This is a genomic window from Pseudomonas sp. NPDC007930, assembly GCF_042958985.1.
Lineage (GTDB): Bacteria > Pseudomonadota > Gammaproteobacteria > Pseudomonadales > Pseudomonadaceae > Aquipseudomonas.
Genome location: NZ_JBIBKC010000033.1, coordinates 1 through 15,153 on the forward strand (window position 1 = coordinate 1; position 15,153 = coordinate 15,153).

Below are 15,153 nucleotides of genomic sequence, written 5' to 3' on the forward strand. Positions count from 1 at the left end.
TTGGCCAGGGATGGCCCTTCGCCGCGGGCCCCTGGAGCGGCGCCGGAGCGAGGGAACCCCCGCCGTAGGCGGGGGCCGGACGATTGAGCGCAATGGTTTTGCCTACTTTTCCCGGAAGAAAAGTAGGACGCCGTAAAGGCGGAAAGGTGAAGTGGTGTCTCCACCCATAATGGATCAGCTCACTGGCTCAAAACCATAGACTCTTCCACCAGTTTTGTGTGGTCCCTGATTTCTAGGGCAACACAGAACCCGTGGGGGCCGGCTGTGCCGGGCGAAGGGCCGGTGGCCTTAGCGCATACCCTTGCAGAACTCGGCAATCCGCTCGCACCCCTCGCCCAGCACCTGCAGGCTGGTGGCGTAGCTCAGCCGCACGTACGGGCTCAAGCCGTAGGCCGCGCCCTGCACGGTGGCGACGTGGTGTTCGTCCATCAGCGCCAGGCAAAAATCGGTGTCGCTGCTGATTTTACGCCCGCCGGCGGTGGTGCGGCCGATGAACGCCGAGATGTTCGGGAACAGGTAGAACGCGCCTTCCGGCTTGTGGCAGGTCAGCCCGTCGATGCCGGCCAGGCGCTCGAGCACGAAGTCGCGGCGCTGCTGGTAGATGCCGGCGCGCTCGGCGAGCAGGCCTTGAGGGCCGTTGAGCACGGCGGTGGCGGCGGCCTGGGTGAGGGTGCAAACGCCGCCGCTGTTCTGCGTATTGACGTTGCTCACCGCTTTGATCAGGTCTTGCGGGCCGCCGCAGTAGCCCATCCGCCAGCCGGTCATGGCGTAGGCCTTGGACACCCCGTTCACGGTCAGTACGCGGTCGTACAGGCGCGGCTCGACCGCGGCGATGGTGCAGAACTCGAAGCCGTCGTAGATCAGGTGCTCGTACATGTCGTCGGTCATGATCCACACGTTCGGGTGCTGCAGCATCACCTCGGCGATGGCTGCCATTTCTACCCGCGAGCAGGCCGAGCCGGTCGGGTTGCTGGGGTAGTTGAGCAGCAGCCATTTGGTTTTCGCGGTGATCGCCGCGTCGAGGTCCTGGGCCTGCAGCTTGAAGTTGTTGGCCTGGCTGCACGGCACCTGCACCGGCACGCCGCCGGCGAACTTGACGATGTCGGCGTAGCTGATCCACGCCGGGGTGGGGATCACCACCTCATCGCCCGGGTTCAGGGTCGCCAGCATGGCGTTGAAGATCACCTGTTTGCCGCCGCCGGCCACGAGGATCTGGTTGGGCGCGTAGTCGAGGTTGTTGTCACGCTTGAACTTGCGCTGGATGGCCATTTTCAGCGCCGGGGTGCCTTCGATGGCCGGGTATTTGGTGTCGCCGCCCAGGGCCGCGGCGTGGGCCGCTTCGATGGCGTGGGAGGGCGTGGGGAAGTCCGGCTCGCCCGAGGACAGGCTGATCACCTTGACCCCTTGGGCAGTGAGTTCGCGGGCCTTTTGGGTCATCGCGACGGAGGCGGACACAGAAACGTTCTTCAAGCGGTCAGCGGTAGCGGGCATGGCAGTGGGCATTCCAGGGTGGGCGGGCCAGGCACCGCCAGCGCGGGCCTGGCGGGCGGGTTATTCCAAGGCTTCGAACTTCATCTCGGAGAGCTTCTGGGTGCGCTCCTGGCGGACCATCTTGTACTCGGTGTCCGGGCCGATCCAACGGTTCCAGATCTGGTCGATCTCACCGGCCTGGTCCATCGCGTACAGCGCTTCGTTGACCTTCGCCAGCATGGCCGGTTCTTCCAGGCGCATGCCCACGCCGATCGGCTCCAGCGCCATCGGTTCGCTGACGATGCCCAGCTCGACGCCACCGGCCTTGGCCTGGCTCACCAGTTTTTGCGCCGACATGGCGTTGGTGACCACCCCGAGCACTTTGTTCTGCTGCACCGCCAGGTAGGCGGAGCCGGTGTCCTGGAAGGTCACCGGGTTGGCGCCGGCCATGCGGATCGACTGCTCCGAGGTGGAGCCCTTGGTGGCGCTGATGCGCTTGCCTTCGAAGTACGCGCGCGGTTTGTCGGCCAGCGGCGCCTTCACCACCAGCATCTCCTTGGCCACGTAGTAGGGGTCGCTGAACTGGATCTGCTGGCCGCGGGTCTTGGTGTAGGCCAGGTTGGCGATCACCACGTCGACCCGGCCCATCTTCACTTCCGGCACCCGCGCTTCGCCCGACAGCGGCTTGAGCTCAAGCTTCACGCCCAGGTGCTTGGCCAGCGCGGTGCAGAGGTCCACGTCCATGCCTTCGAGTTGGCGGCTGGTGGGGTTGGGCGCCGAGAACGGCGGTACGTCGGAGTACACCCCGCAGCTCAGGCTTTGCTTGGCCTGGACATCGGCCCATTGGTCGGCCTGGGCGGTCATGGCCAGCAGGGGGAGCAACATCATGGCCATACGGGCCGGCTGAATACGCATCAAAGTGTTCCTCGCGAAAAGTAATGAACGAACGGCAGTTCAGGGCAGAGCCGGCGCTCTGTGGCGCCTCAGTGGTGGCGCAGGTCGCTGATGAAGCGCTGCGCCCGCGGGTGTTCGGGTTGGCTGAAGAACGCCTCGGGGGTGCTGCGCTCGAGGATCTGCCCGGCGTCCATGAACCAGATGGTGTCGGCCACTTCGCGGGCGAAGTGCATCTCGTGGGTCACGCACATCATGGTCATGCCGTCCTTGGCCAGGCTGCGCATCACCTGCAGCACCTCGCCGACCATTTCCGGGTCCAGCGCGGAGGTGGGCTCGTCGAACAGCATCACCGGCGGTTCCATGGCCAGCGCACGGGCGATCGCCACGCGCTGCTGCTGGCCGCCAGACAACTGCGCCGGGTAGGCGCCAGCCTTGTGCGCCATGCCCACGCGGTCGAGCAGCTCCATCGCCCGCGCCTTGGCCGCGGCGCCCTTGAGCCCGCGCACCTTGGTCGGCGCCAGGACGATGTTGTCGAGCACGCTCATGTGCGGGAACAGGTTGAAGCTCTGGAACACAAAGCCGATGCGGCTGCGCAGGCGGTTGACGTTGGCGTCGGTGCCGTGGATGTCGTGGCCTTCGAAGAGGATCTGCCCGCCCTGGATCGCTTCCAGGCGGTTGACGGTGCGGATCAGCGTGGACTTGCCCGAACCCGACGGGCCGCACACCACCACCACTTCACCTTGGCGGATCTCGGCGTTGATGGCGGTCAGCGCGCGATACTCGCCGTACCATTTGTCGACGTTGGCAAACATGATCATGGGGTTCATGGCGATCATCTCGAAGGTTCAGAAGAAGAAAGGGGTGCCGCCGCCGCGGCGCTGGCCGGGCCGGCGCTGCCCTGGCGCTTGCGCTCGATGCGCCGCTCGATGTGCAGGGCCAGGCGGGTCAGGCTGTAGCACAGGCAGTAGTAAGTGATCGCCAGGATGATGTAGACCTGGAACGGCTTGGTCAGCAGCTGGTTGTTCACCTGGTTGGCGGCGAAGGTCATCTCTTGCACGTTGATGATGTAGCCCAGGGTGGTCTCCTTGATGATCGAGACGAACTGGCTGATCAGGCTCGGCAGGGCGTTGTACAGCGCCTGCGGCAGGATCACCCAGCCCAGCGTGCGCCAGTAGCCCAGGCCCAGGGCCCGCGAGGCTTCGAACTGGCCACCGGGCAGGCCCTGGATGCCCGAGCGGACGATTTCGCTGAGGTACGCGCTCTGGTAGATCACCAGGGTGCAGAGCATGGTGGTGAAGCCGCTGATGTTGTGGCCGATCAGTACCGGGACCAGGAAGTACGTCCAGAAGATCACCATCAGCAGTGGGATGCCGCGCAGCACGTACACCCACACGGTGGCCGGCAGGCGCACCCAGCGGTACGGCGAGATGCGTGCGATGGCCAGGGCGATGCTCAGCGGGAAGGCGATGATCAGCGCCAGCGCCGACAGCACCAGGGTGTTCACCAGCCCGCCCAGGGGGCCGTTGGGGTACTGGCCGATCAGCAGCAGGGCCCAGTTGTCGTGGACGATCTTGAATACGTCGAACATGCTCGCTTACCTCGCCTTCGCCAGATCGAAACGCCGCGCGATCAGCGCGCCGAGGCCCATCAGCAGCAGCGAGACCGCCAAGTAGCCGACGGTGGCGACCAGGTAAGACTCGAACGTGCGGAAGGTGTAGTTCTCCACTTCGCGGGTGGCGTAGGTGAGTTCGAACACGCCGATGGCCATCGCCAGGCTGGTGTTCTTGAACAGCAGCACGGTGTGGTTGATCAGCGAGGGCAGGGCGTTGCGCACCCCTTGCGGGAGGATCACGTAGCGCATCGAGCGCATGTAGCCCAGGCCCAGCGCGCGGGCCGCTTCGGTCTGGCCGTTGGGGATGGCGCGCAGGCCGGCGCGCAGGTCTTCGGAGAAATACGCCGCCTGGCACAGCCCCAGGGCGATCACCGCGAAGATGAACTCGCTGCTGTAGTTGGCCAGCCACAGCTGCACGTGCTCGGGCAGCAGGGTGGGCACGCCGAAGTACCAGAGCATCAACTGCACCAGGGTCGGCACGTTGCGGTGGTAGCTCACATAGCCGGCCACCAGGCGCTCGGCCAGGGGCTTGTGGGTCAGGCGCACCACCACCAGCAGGAAGGCCAGCGCCATGGCCAGCAGCCAGGCGTAGAGCATCAGTTGCAGGGTCAGCCCCGCGCCTTGAAGCATCAGCCGGGCATATTCACCGGTGAGGATCGGCCCCAGGTCGAAGTCTTTCATCATAGTGGTCACCCTGTCGGGTCCAGAGGGCAGCAGTGTTTCCGAGCCGGTGGGGGGGGCGGCGCCGCGAGGCGGGCCGCTCTTGTCCGGCGAAAGGGGTCAGGCTTGCGGGCGAGTGGTTTGCAGCCCGCCGGGCACTTGCAGGGTGGGGGTGATTTCCATATGGCCCACGTTCATGCTCACCGGCGCGGCGATGGCAAAAGCGATCGCCCCGGCGATGTCGGCCGCCACCGGCAGCTCAAAGCCCTCGATGAACTTGGCGCGGGTCTCGGCGGCATTGCCGTGCACGTGCTCGAAGATGTCCGTGGCGACGCGGCCGGGGCAGATTTCGGTGACCCGCACGCGCTTGCCGAACACGTCGATGCGCAGGTTGCGCGAGAGCATGCTCACCGCCGCCTTGGTGGCGTGGTAGGTGCTGTTGCCGCCGAAGTTGTAGGCCGCGGCGATCGAGCTGATGTTGATCACGTGGCCGCGATCACGGGCGACCATGCCCGGCACCAGCAGGCGGGTGAGGTGCAGCACCGCGCGCAGGTTGACGTCGATCAGCGCGTCGATGCCGTCGGCGGTGGCGTTGAGGATCGAACCGGGGCGGTCGACACCGGCGTTGTTCACCAGGATGTCGACCTCCAGGCCCTCGACCACGCGGGTGACCGCCGCCAGGTCGGCCACATCCACGGCGTGGACGATGCAGCCGGTGCGCGCGGCGAGTTCGGCCAGCTTGTCGGCGCTGCGCGCCAGCGCATGGACCTTGATGCCTTCCTGGCACAGGCGCTCGACGGTGGCGGCGCCGATGCCGGACGACGCGCCGGTGACCAGCGCGGTGGTGTAATCGGAAAATGGCATGGGCGGGGGTCCTTATCAAAAATTCAGTGGCACTGGGTGGCCTTGGCTATGACTCTAAAGAGCTGCCCGTGGGGGCGCCAAGACCATTTGGCTGTTGGGCGATAAGGCTTTCTTATGCCCCCACAGCCCGCATCGTTCAAGGGTTTCAGCCTACCAGGCGGGAAATCGGGACGATCTGCCCGCCGCCCTGTTCGATCTCGGCGCGAATGCTCCGGGCCAGCTCCAGGGCGTTGGCGTTGTCGCCGTGCAGCAGGATCGAACAGGCCGGCACCGGGATCACCTCGCCGCTGTAGCAGGTCACCGTACCGTGATCGAGAAACTGCCGCACGCGCTCACGCACTCGCTCTGGCGCCTTGATCACCGAGTCGGGCAGCGCCCGGGGCACCAGCAGGCCGTGCTTGTCATAGGCGCGGTCGGCGAGGAAGGTGCTGGCGATGCGCAGGCCGTGGTGCTCGGCGGCGCGCTCCATGGCCACGCTGGTCGACGAGCTGACGATCAGCGCCGGGTCGAAGGCTTTCACCGCGCCGAGCAGCGCCATGGCCAGCTCGGCGTCGGCCGCCACGCGGTTGCCCAGGGCGCCGTGGAAGCTCATGTGGGTCAGCCGGTGGCCGGCCACCTGGGCCATCCCGGCCAGCGCGCCGAGCTGGTAGACCACGTAGGTTTGCAGCTCGTAGGTGTCGATCTGCATGGGCCGGCGGCCAAAGCCGAGCAGGTCTGGGTAGCCGACGTGGCCGCCGAGGTCGATGCCCTTGGCCAGCGCCAGGCGGGTGGTGCGGTCCATGATCAGCGGGTCGCCGGCATGGAAGCCACAGGCCACGTTGGCCGACGAGATGATGCTCATCAGCGCTTCGTCTTCGCCCATGGTCCAGGCGCCGAAGCCTTCGCCGAGGTCTGCGTTGAGGTCGATCTTCATCGGTTCAGTCTCCCGCCAGGGCCAGCAGTGGCGTGGCGTAGTCTACCAACTGGCCGTCTTCGACCAGGTAGGCGCCGGCGTTGCCGGCAGTGTGTACGGTCACCGGCAGCAGCAGGCCGCCGACGGCGATCACCCCGACCACATCGCCCACCGCCAGCGCCTGGCCAGGGCTGGCCTGGGCCTGGGTGCGCGAGGGGTGGCGGGCATGGAAGTGGCCGCAGAAGGTGGCCATGGCGGCCACCGCCGGGGCGGCTGCGGGTGCGGCGGCGGCGGCCACTGCCCCGGCGCTGGCCGGGTGCGCCGGGGCGCTGCCCAGCGGGCGCACCAGGCGAATGTCGAAGCCTTCGCTGCGCAGTTCCAGCTGGCTCAGGTTGGCGGCGGCCATCCAACTGGCGAGCTGGCGGATCTTGTCGATGTGCATGGTCAGTTCCCTGCCTGGCGGCTGCTCAGCCAGCGCTCGAGATGGTGAATGTCGACGGCGCCGGCGGTAAAGGCCGGGTCCTGGAGGATCTGCCGGTGCAGCGGCAGGTTGGTGCTCACCCCCTCCACGTGGAACTGCGCCAGCGCCGTGCGCATGCGCGCCATGGCCTGCTCGCGGGTGGCGCCGTGGGTGATCACTTTGGCGATCATCGAGTCGTAGTACGGCGGCACCTTGTAGCCCGCCACCACGTGGGTGTCGACGCGCACGCCGAGGCCGCCGGGCAGGTCCCAGCGGGTCACGCTGCCAGGGGTGGGGATGAACGTGGCCGGGTGTTCGGCGTTGATCCGGCACTCCAGGGCATGGCCCTGGGTCAGGATGTCGGCCTGGCGCAGCGCCAGCGGCTCGCCCATGGCCACCCGCAGTTGCTGCTCGACGATGTCGATGCCGGTGGTCATCTCGGTGACCGGGTGCTCTACCTGCAGGCGGGTGTTCATTTCAATGAAGTAGAACTCGCCGTCTTCATAGAGGAATTCAAAAGTACCCACGCCCTGGTAGCCGATCAGGTGGCAGGCATCGACGCAGCGCTGGCCGACCTTGGCCAGGGCGGCCGGGTCGATGCCCGGCGCCGGGGCCTCTTCGAGGACCTTCTGGTGGCGGCGCTGCAGCGAGCAATCGCGGCTGCCCAGCCATACGCCGTTGCCGTGGCTGTCGCAGAGCACCTGGATTTCCACATGGCGCGGGTGGCCGAGGAATTTCTCCATGTACAGTTCGGGGTTGCCAAAGGCGCGGCGGGCTTCTTCGCGGGTCACGCTGACCGCTTGCAGCAGTTCATCGGCGCTGTGCACCACGCGCATGCCACGCCCGCCGCCGCCGCCGGCGGCCTTGATGATCACCGGGTAGCCAATCTCGGCGGCGGCGCCCTCGATCAGCTCGCGGTCTTCGGGCAGCGCGCCTTGCGGGCCGGGCACACAGGGCACGCCGGCTTCACGCATGGCCTGCTTGGCCGCGACCTTGTCGCCCATGCGGCGGATGCAGGCCGCGTTGGGGCCGATAAAGGCCAACCCGGCGTCGCTCACTGCCTGGCTGAAGGCGGCGTTTTCCGAGAGAAAGCCATAGCCGGGGTGTACCGCTTGGGCGCCACTGGCCTGGGCGGCATAGAGGATGGCGTTGCGGTCGAGGTAGCTCTGCCCCGGCGCCGCCGGGCCGATGCACAGGGCTTGGTCAGCGTGGGCCAGGTAGGCGGCGCCGGCGTCGCCCTGGGAGTAGACCATGACCGTTTTCAGGCCCAGTTGGTGGCAGGCGCGCTGGATGCGCAGGGCGATTTCGCCGCGGTTGGCGATCAGTACACGTTCGAACATGGCTTACTGGCCCTCGCCCAGGCGAAACAGCGGCTGGCCGCTTTCGACTTCCTGCCCGGCCTCGGCCAGCAGGGCCTGCACGGTGCCGGCGGCGCTGGCCTTGACCTGATGGAACATTTTCATCGCCTCGACGATGCACAGGGTTTGCCCGGCCTGCACCGTGCTGCCCACGGTCACGAAGGGGGGTTCGCCCGGCGAGGGGGTGAGGTGCAGGATGCCGTACAGCGGTGAGCACACTTCAGTGGCTTGGGTGCTGGCGGCGGCTGGGCTGGCCGCGGGCGCGGCAGCCTGTGGCGCCGGCTGGGCTGGGGCTGGGGCGGGCGCTGGCGCTGGCGCTGGCGCTGGCGTGGCCTGGCTGGCGCCGCCGTGGCGGGCCAGGGCCAGCGTGCTGCCGCCTTCGCTCAGGGTGAGTTCGGTGAGGTCTGACGCCCCGAGCAGGTCGATCAGTTCTTTGATGCGGCGTTGGTCCATGTGCAGGGCCCTTTGACAACGGCGTGCGCCAGTGGCGGGAATGGCCGAACTGTAACGAGCCCGCGCCGCCGGGCGCCAAGAGGCTTTATGCGTGGTGCGATAAGCCCGGCTTATGACCAGCGCGCGGGCGCTGGGTCATAAGCGTTACCTATCCAACCAGAAGAATCTTGTCTTAACGCCGTGCCGAGTGACCTGCGTAGCGTGTAAACACCGCTTGAACCTACCCGGCGAAGTTCGGGAAAACACTCGGCGGCGGTTTTAACCTTTCTTGTTTCGCTGCACATGGGGCAGCCTGCCAATATCGAACTCTACTAATATTGGGCGCTGGGGAACTTGCGATGAAGAAGTATGCGTTGGGCGTACTGGGCGTGTGCATGGCACACGGCAGTTATGCCGCCGGGTTTGTCGATGACAGCCATGCAACACTGTTGCTGCGTAACTTTTACAGTAATGCCGATAACCGCGACGGCGCGGCCAACCCGAACTACACCCAAGAGTGGGGCCAGGGCTTCGTGCTCAACTACACTTCGGGCTTCACCCAGGGCCCGGTGGGCTTTGGCGTCGACGCCGTGGGCATGTTCGGCCTGCGCCTGGACTCGGGCAAGGGGCGCCACTACAACCCCACCAGTACCGCCAGCAACGGCAACATCTTCCCCACCGACAGCGACGGCCGCGCGGTCGACGATTTCGCCAGCCTGGGCCCTACGCTGAAGGCCCGGATCGGCAAGACCGAGTTCCGCTACGGTACCCTGCAACCCCAGCTGCCGGTGCTGTTCGCCAGTGACCGGCTGGTGTTTCAGACCTTCAACGGGTTCCAGGTCGAGTCCAAGGACATCGATAACCTGACCCTCACCGCCGGGCGCATCGACCACGTCAAGGAACGCGGTTCGACCGACTGGGAAGGCCTGTCGATCGCCGGTTCGAACGCCACCGTCGACCCGCTCAACCCGACCGTGAACACCACCCGCAGCACCCACGTGAATGAGTTCCTGTACGCCGGCGGCAAGTACAAAGTGAATGCAGACTTGCTCCTGCAGTACTACTACGCCAACTTGCAGGACTTCTACAAGCAGCACTTTCTCGGTGCGGTATACGGGTTTAACCTCGGCCCAGGCCGGTTGACCACCGATGTGCGTTATTACAATAACAGCTCGGACGGCGCCAACAGCCATGACCCGGACTACTACAGCACCGGTTATTACGGCAACGGCCGCACCCGCGGTGAAGTCGACAGCCGCCTGAGCAGTGTGTTGTTTACCTATGCGCTGGGCGCGCATTCGTTGTCGGCGGGTTACCAGCAAGTCAACGGTGACAGCGACGCGGTGTGGGTCAACGAAGGCGCCGGCACCACCAGTTACTTCATCACCGAAACGATGTCTGGCAAGTTCCAGCGCGCCGGCGAGCGCTCCTGGCAGTTGCGTTACCTGTACGACTTCGCCAGCGTTGGCGTACCCGGGCTGACCTTCAAGACCAACTACTACAACGGCGACCACATCAAGACCGCCACCGGTGACAAGAAGGAATGGGCCCGCGACATGACCCTGGCCTACGTGGTGCAAAGCGGCCCGGCCAAAGGCCTGAGCACCGCCCTGCGCTACGGCATCTTCCGCACCGACATGCAACGCGACACCGACGAATACCGGGTGATCATCGACTACCCGATCAACCTGTTCTGACTCCGCTGGAGGCTCCTTGGCGCAGCCTGTGCGGGCTGTGCATTGGCGGCGCAAGGGTGACCTTGCGCCGTTTTTTTTGTGGGCTTCAGGGCCCATCGCCCGGCACAGCCGGCCTCCCACGGGTTGTGTATTGCTGCGTAAATCACTGGCTTACACAAATCTGGTGGGAGGCCGGCTGTGCCGGGCGAAGGGCCAGTCAGGCCTCCCCAACCCCTCAACGCACCACCACCCCCTGGCGGCGCTGCACCAGCCAGCCGTCCACGCTCCAGCGGCCGCCGCCGAACGCGGCCACCTGCAACAGGCCGCCGGCAATGGCGATGTTCTTGAAGAACTGAATGAACTGGTTCTGGTCGCCCAGGCCACTGTGGAAGATCAACGCGGTAACCACCGCAAAGGCGGCCATCGCCAGTGCCACCCAGCGGGTGGCCAAGCCCAGCACCAGCAGGCTGGCCAGGCCCAGTTCCACGCCCAGCGCGCCGAGGTAGCCAAGGGTGGGGAAGGGCATGCCGCTGGCGGCGATGTAGGCCAGGGTGCCGGCTGGCGCGCCGAGCTTGGCGGCGCCGCTGAGCAGGAACAGCGCGGCCAGTAGCAGGCGACCGAGCGAAGCGGTGAAGGCTTGGGTGGTGGAGTTCATGGTGTGTGGCTCTCTTAACGGTTCAAGGGTTGGCTATACCGAAGGTCATTGGATGCGCTCGGTATGGGGGCCATTCTGCGGTTGCGCTTGAACAGAGACAATTAGCCAAATTTGCAAAATATTGATTCGATTTTAGGGACAGTTCTGCTGCCCATAAGGTTTTTCCTCAGCAGCGACTACAAAAATCATAATTTCGCCAAACCCGGCTGATCCACACAATGGGCCCATGACCTCAGGGCACCAGCAAAGGGCACAGCCATGACAGCAACAACCACACAGATCGACACCTTGGTCGTCGGCGCCGGGCAAGCCGGCATTGCCATCAGCGAACACTTGAGCGCCCAGGGCGTGCCGCACCTGGTGCTGGAGCGCAGCCGCATCGCCGAAAGCTGGCGCAGCGGCCGCTGGGATTCGCTGGTCGCCAACGGCCCGGCCTGGCACGACCGCTTCCCGGGGCTGGAATTCGACGACGTCGACCCTGACGGCTTTGCCGGCAAAGACCGCGTGGCGGCCTACTTCGAAGCCTACGCCGACAAATACCAGGCCCCGGTGCGCACCGGCGTCGAGGTCACCTCGGTGCTGCGCAATGAAGGCCGCCCGGGCTTCACCGTGCATACCAGCGCCGGGGTGTTCGACGCCCAGCGCGTGGTGGTTGCCACCGGCCCCTTCCAAACCCCGGTGATCCCGCCGATCGCCCCGCGCAGCGAAGCCTTGCTGCAAATTCACTCGGCCGCCTACCGCAACCCGCAACAGCTGCCCGACGGCGCCGTGCTGGTGGTGGGCGCCGGCTCCTCGGGGGTGCAGATCGCCGATGAGCTGCAGCGCGCCGGCCGCCAGGTGTACCTGTCGGTGGGCCCGCACGACCGCCCACCGCGCCGCTACCGGAACCGCGACTTCTGCTGGTGGCTGGGCGTGCTCGGCGAGTGGGATGCCGAAACCGCGCGGCCGGGCAAAGCCCACGTGACCATCGCCGTGAGCGGTGCCCGTGGCGGCCAGACCATCGACTTCCGTGCCCTGGCCCAGCAAGGCGTGACCCTGGTCGGCGTGACCCGCGCCTTCGCCGGCAACCTGGTGAGCTTCCAGCCCGACCTGGCGGAAAACATCGCCCAGGGCGACGCCAACTACCTGGCCGTGCTCGATGCCGCCGATGCCTACATCGCCCGCAACGGCCTGGACCTGCCCGAAGAACCCGAAGCCCGCGCCAGCTACCCAGACCCCGCCTGCCTGCGCGAGCCGTTGGCCGAGCTGGACCTGGCCGCCGCCGGGGTCAGCACGATCATCTGGGCCACCGGTTACTCGGCTGACTACAGTTGGTTGAAGGTCGATGCCTTCAACGAGGCCGGCAAACCGCGCCACCAGCGCGGTGTGTCGAGCGAGCCGGGGGTGTACTTCCTCGGTTTACCCTGGCTGGCGCGGCGTGGTTCGGCGTTCATCTGGGGCGTATGGCACGATGCCAAGCACGTCGCCGACCACATCAGCAAGCAACGCAATTACCTGGCTTACCAAGACGCCGCCCAACGCGCGGCCCACCGTTGAACCCCCGACCCGAGAGCGCACCGATGCCCACCCATACCCGCATCCGCATGTTCAACACCAAAGACACCTACCCCAACCAGAGCCTGGACAACGACCTCTGCCAGGCCGTGCGTGCCGGCAACACCGTGTACGTGCGCGGCCAGATCGGCACCGACTTCGAGGGTAACCTGGTGGGCCTGGGCGACCCTCGCGCGCAGGCCGAGCAAGCCATGAAGAACGTCAAGCAACTGCTCGAAGAAGCCGGCAGCGACCTCTCGCACATCGTCAAGACCACCACCTACCTGATCGACCCGCGCTACCGCGAGCCGGTGTACCAGGAGGTGGGCAAGTGGCTCAAGGGCGTGTTCCCGATCTCCACCGGTATCTGCGTGTCGGCCCTCGGCCAGCCGCAGTGGCTGATGGAAATCGACGTGATCGCGGTGATCCCGGACGACTGGCAAGCCGCCCAGGCCTAAGGAGCGACCATGACCTTTTCGATCGTCGGCCGCTGCGCCGAAACCGGCCAGTTGGGCATCGCCATCAGTTCCTCGAGCATTGCCGTGGGCGCGCGTTGCCCGTGGGTGCGCGCTGGGGTTGGCGCGGTGGCCTCGCAGAACGTGACCCTGCCGGCCCTTGGCCCGCAGATTCTCGACCTGCTCGAACAGCAGCATGAACCGGCCGCGGCCATGGACCAGGCGCTGAGCGCCAACGGCTGGAGCCAGTACCGCCAGGTCACGGTGATCGACGGCAGCGGCCGCACGGCGTTTTTCACCGGCAGCCAGGCGCTGGGTACCCACCACGCGGTGGCCGGTGAGCAGTGCGTGGCGGCCGGCAACATGCTCGCTGGCCAGCACGTGATCGACGCCATGGTGCAGGCCTTCGAACAGGCCCCCGGGGTGCTCGCCGAGCGCCTGCTGGCGGCGATGGCGGCGGCGATGGCGGCCGGCGGCGAGGCCGGGCCGGTGCATTCGGCGGCGCTGAAGGTGGTCGATGATCTGATCTGGCCGCTGGTCGACCTGCGCGTCGACTGGGCCGACGAAGACCCGATCGGCCAACTGGCCGGCCTCTGGCGCGCCTACCAGCCGCAGATGCAGGACTACGTAACCCGCGCCCTGAACCCCACCGCGGCGCCCAGCTACGGGGTGCCGGGCGATGAGTGAGAGCAGCCGCGCGCTGCTCGAGCGGCTGGTCGGCTTTGCCACCGTCAGCCGCGACTCGAACCTGGCGCTGATCGCGTTCATCCAGCAATACCTGGCTGGGCTGGGGGTTGAGAGCGAGCTGTTCTACAACCCCGAACGCACCAAGGCCAACCTGTTCGCCACCCTCGGCACGCCGGGCAGTGGCGGCATTGTGTTGTCTGGGCATACCGACGTGGTGCCCACCGATGGCCAGGCCTGGAGCAGCGACCCGTTCGTGCTGCGCGAGCACGAGGGCCGCCTGTACGGCCGCGGCACCGCCGACATGAAAGGCTTTATCGCCTGCGTGCTGGCCGCCGTGCCGGCGCTGCTGGCCAAGCCGCTGCGGGTGCCGGTGCACCTGGCGTTTTCCTACGACGAAGAAGTCGGTTGCCTGGGCGTGCGGCCGATGCTCGAAGCCCTGGGCCAACGCCCGCACAAGCCGGCGCTGTGCCTGATCGGCGAGCCCACCGAGCTCAAGCCGGTGCTGGGCCACAAGGGCAAGCTGGCGATGCGCTGCAATGTGCGCGGCGCCGCCTGCCACTCGGCCTACGCGCCCTATGGGGTAAACGCCATCGAGTACGCCGCGCGGCTGATCGGCAAGCTCGGTGAGATCGGCAGTGTGCTGCGCCGGGTGGAGCACCACGACACGCGCTTCGACCCGCCGTTCTCCACCGTGCAAACCGGGGTGATCCACGGCGGCCGGGCGCTGAACATCGTGCCGGCTGAATGCACCTTCGACTTCGAAGTGCGCGCCTTGCCCGGCTTCGACGCCGGCAGCGTGGCCGAGCAACTGCAGGCCTACGCCAGCGCTGAGCTGTTGCCGGCGATGCACGCGGTGCAGGCCGATACCGGGATTGGCTTCGAAGCCTTGAGCGCCTACCCGCCACTGGCCACTGCCGCCGACAGTGACGCGGCGCGGCTGCTGGCGCTGCTCAGTGGCTCCGAGGATTTCGGCACCGTGGCCTTTGGCACCGAGGGCGGGCTGTTCGATGAAGCCGGCATCCCCACCGTGGTGTGCGGGCCGGGCAGCATGGACCAGGGGCACAAGCCGGATGAGTTCGTCAGCCTGGAACAGCTGGCGGGGTGTGACCAGATGCTGGCGCGGTTGGCGGCGTATCTGCAGGCTTGAAGGGGGGGCAGGGCCCTGATTTTCTCTAGGTGGTGTTACTGCGCGCATGGCCTGACTGGCCCTTCGCCCGGCACAGCCGGAGTGCCGGACCACGGCCTCCCACCAGGTTTGTGTAAGTGCTTGATTTACGGGGAAACACAGAACCCGTGGGAGATTCTATGGTTTTGAGTAAGTGAGCTGATCCGTTTCCTGTGGCGACATCACCTCACCTTCCGCCTTTTACGGCGGGTTACTTTTGGTTTCGCCCAAAAGTAACCAAAAGGCATTGCGCTCAATCGTCCGGCCCCGCCTACGGCGGGGGTTCCCTCGCTCCGGCGCCGCTCCAGGGGCCCGCGGCGAAGGGCCATCCCTGGCCAAT

The 15,153-nt window shown here is 66.5% G+C and carries 16 protein-coding genes; 5 read left to right on the forward strand and 11 right to left on the reverse strand.

Features of this window, described 5'->3' with window-relative positions; translation table 11 throughout:
• Positions 1-288: 288 nt before the first annotated feature.
• The 10 genes from ACFZCE_RS26870 to accB form a co-directional block, all read right to left on the reverse strand.
• Positions 289-1,491, reverse strand: a complete 1,203-nt coding sequence (locus ACFZCE_RS26870; RefSeq protein ID WP_390943594.1) for an aminotransferase class I/II-fold pyridoxal phosphate-dependent enzyme — start codon at positions 1,489-1,491, stop codon at positions 289-291.
• A 60-nt stretch (positions 1,492-1,551) separates the two neighbouring features.
• Positions 1,552-2,385, reverse strand: coding sequence for a transporter substrate-binding domain-containing protein (locus ACFZCE_RS26875; protein ID WP_390943595.1), 834 nt, complete (start codon positions 2,383-2,385; stop codon positions 1,552-1,554).
• A 68-nt stretch (positions 2,386-2,453) separates the two neighbouring features.
• Positions 2,454-3,182: an ATP-binding cassette domain-containing protein gene (locus tag ACFZCE_RS26880; RefSeq protein WP_390943608.1), complete on the reverse strand. Its 729-nt coding sequence runs from the start codon at positions 3,180-3,182 to the stop codon at positions 2,454-2,456.
• 14 nt (positions 3,183-3,196) lie between these two features.
• The gene (locus tag ACFZCE_RS26885; RefSeq protein ID WP_390943596.1) at positions 3,197-3,952 is read right to left on the reverse strand and encodes an ABC transporter permease subunit; all 756 of its coding nucleotides are present in this window, start codon (positions 3,950-3,952) and stop codon (positions 3,197-3,199) included.
• Positions 3,953-3,958: 6 nt separating this feature from the next.
• Entirely contained in the window at positions 3,959-4,660 is a 702-nt protein-coding gene (locus tag ACFZCE_RS26890; protein ID WP_390943609.1) for an ABC transporter permease subunit, read from the reverse strand.
• A 96-nt stretch (positions 4,661-4,756) separates the two neighbouring features.
• Positions 4,757-5,500: an SDR family NAD(P)-dependent oxidoreductase gene (locus ACFZCE_RS26895; protein ID WP_390943597.1), complete on the reverse strand. Its 744-nt coding sequence runs from the start codon at positions 5,498-5,500 to the stop codon at positions 4,757-4,759.
• 145 nt (positions 5,501-5,645) lie between these two features.
• Positions 5,646-6,413, reverse strand: coding sequence for a 5-oxoprolinase subunit PxpA (locus ACFZCE_RS26900; RefSeq protein WP_390943598.1), 768 nt, complete (start codon positions 6,411-6,413; stop codon positions 5,646-5,648).
• Between the two features lie 4 nt (positions 6,414-6,417).
• Complete coding sequence (locus tag ACFZCE_RS26905; RefSeq protein ID WP_390943599.1) at positions 6,418-6,834, reverse strand: hypothetical protein; 417 nt, start codon at positions 6,832-6,834, stop codon at positions 6,418-6,420.
• A gap of 2 nt (positions 6,835-6,836) precedes the next feature.
• Entirely contained in the window at positions 6,837-8,192 is a 1,356-nt protein-coding gene (accC, locus tag ACFZCE_RS26910; RefSeq protein ID WP_390943600.1) for an acetyl-CoA carboxylase biotin carboxylase subunit, read from the reverse strand.
• 3 nt (positions 8,193-8,195) lie between these two features.
• Entirely contained in the window at positions 8,196-8,663 is a 468-nt protein-coding gene (accB, locus tag ACFZCE_RS26915; protein WP_390943601.1) for an acetyl-CoA carboxylase biotin carboxyl carrier protein, read from the reverse strand.
• 338 nt (positions 8,664-9,001) lie between these two features.
• On the opposite strand from accB, the gene ACFZCE_RS26920 reads away from it, so the two are divergent.
• Entirely contained in the window at positions 9,002-10,339 is a 1,338-nt protein-coding gene (locus ACFZCE_RS26920) for an OprD family outer membrane porin (RefSeq protein ID WP_390943602.1), read from the forward strand.
• A 214-nt stretch (positions 10,340-10,553) separates the two neighbouring features.
• Here ACFZCE_RS26920 and ACFZCE_RS26925 read toward each other — a convergent pair whose 3' ends face one another.
• A complete protein-coding gene (locus ACFZCE_RS26925; protein ID WP_390943603.1) occupies positions 10,554-10,973 on the reverse strand; it encodes a DoxX family membrane protein in 420 nt (139 codons plus the stop codon).
• A gap of 258 nt (positions 10,974-11,231) precedes the next feature.
• On the opposite strand from ACFZCE_RS26925, the gene ACFZCE_RS26930 reads away from it, so the two are divergent.
• Genes ACFZCE_RS26930 through argE form a run of 4 tightly spaced genes read left to right on the forward strand, consistent with a single transcriptional unit; the run spans position 11,232 to position 14,795 of the window.
• Entirely contained in the window at positions 11,232-12,509 is a 1,278-nt protein-coding gene (locus ACFZCE_RS26930) for an NAD(P)-binding domain-containing protein (RefSeq protein WP_390943604.1), read from the forward strand.
• 23 nt (positions 12,510-12,532) lie between these two features.
• The gene (locus ACFZCE_RS26935; RefSeq protein ID WP_390943605.1) at positions 12,533-12,964 is read left to right on the forward strand and encodes a Rid family hydrolase; all 432 of its coding nucleotides are present in this window, start codon (positions 12,533-12,535) and stop codon (positions 12,962-12,964) included.
• Positions 12,965-12,973: 9 nt separating this feature from the next.
• Positions 12,974-13,648, forward strand: coding sequence for a DUF1028 domain-containing protein (locus ACFZCE_RS26940; protein WP_390943606.1), 675 nt, complete (start codon positions 12,974-12,976; stop codon positions 13,646-13,648).
• On the forward strand, positions 13,641-14,795 hold the full coding sequence (gene argE, locus ACFZCE_RS26945; protein ID WP_390943607.1) for an acetylornithine deacetylase: 1,155 nt from the start codon (positions 13,641-13,643) through the stop codon (positions 14,793-14,795). Before ACFZCE_RS26940 ends, argE begins: the two co-directional genes overlap by 8 nt.
• Positions 14,796-15,153 lie beyond the last annotated feature (358 nt).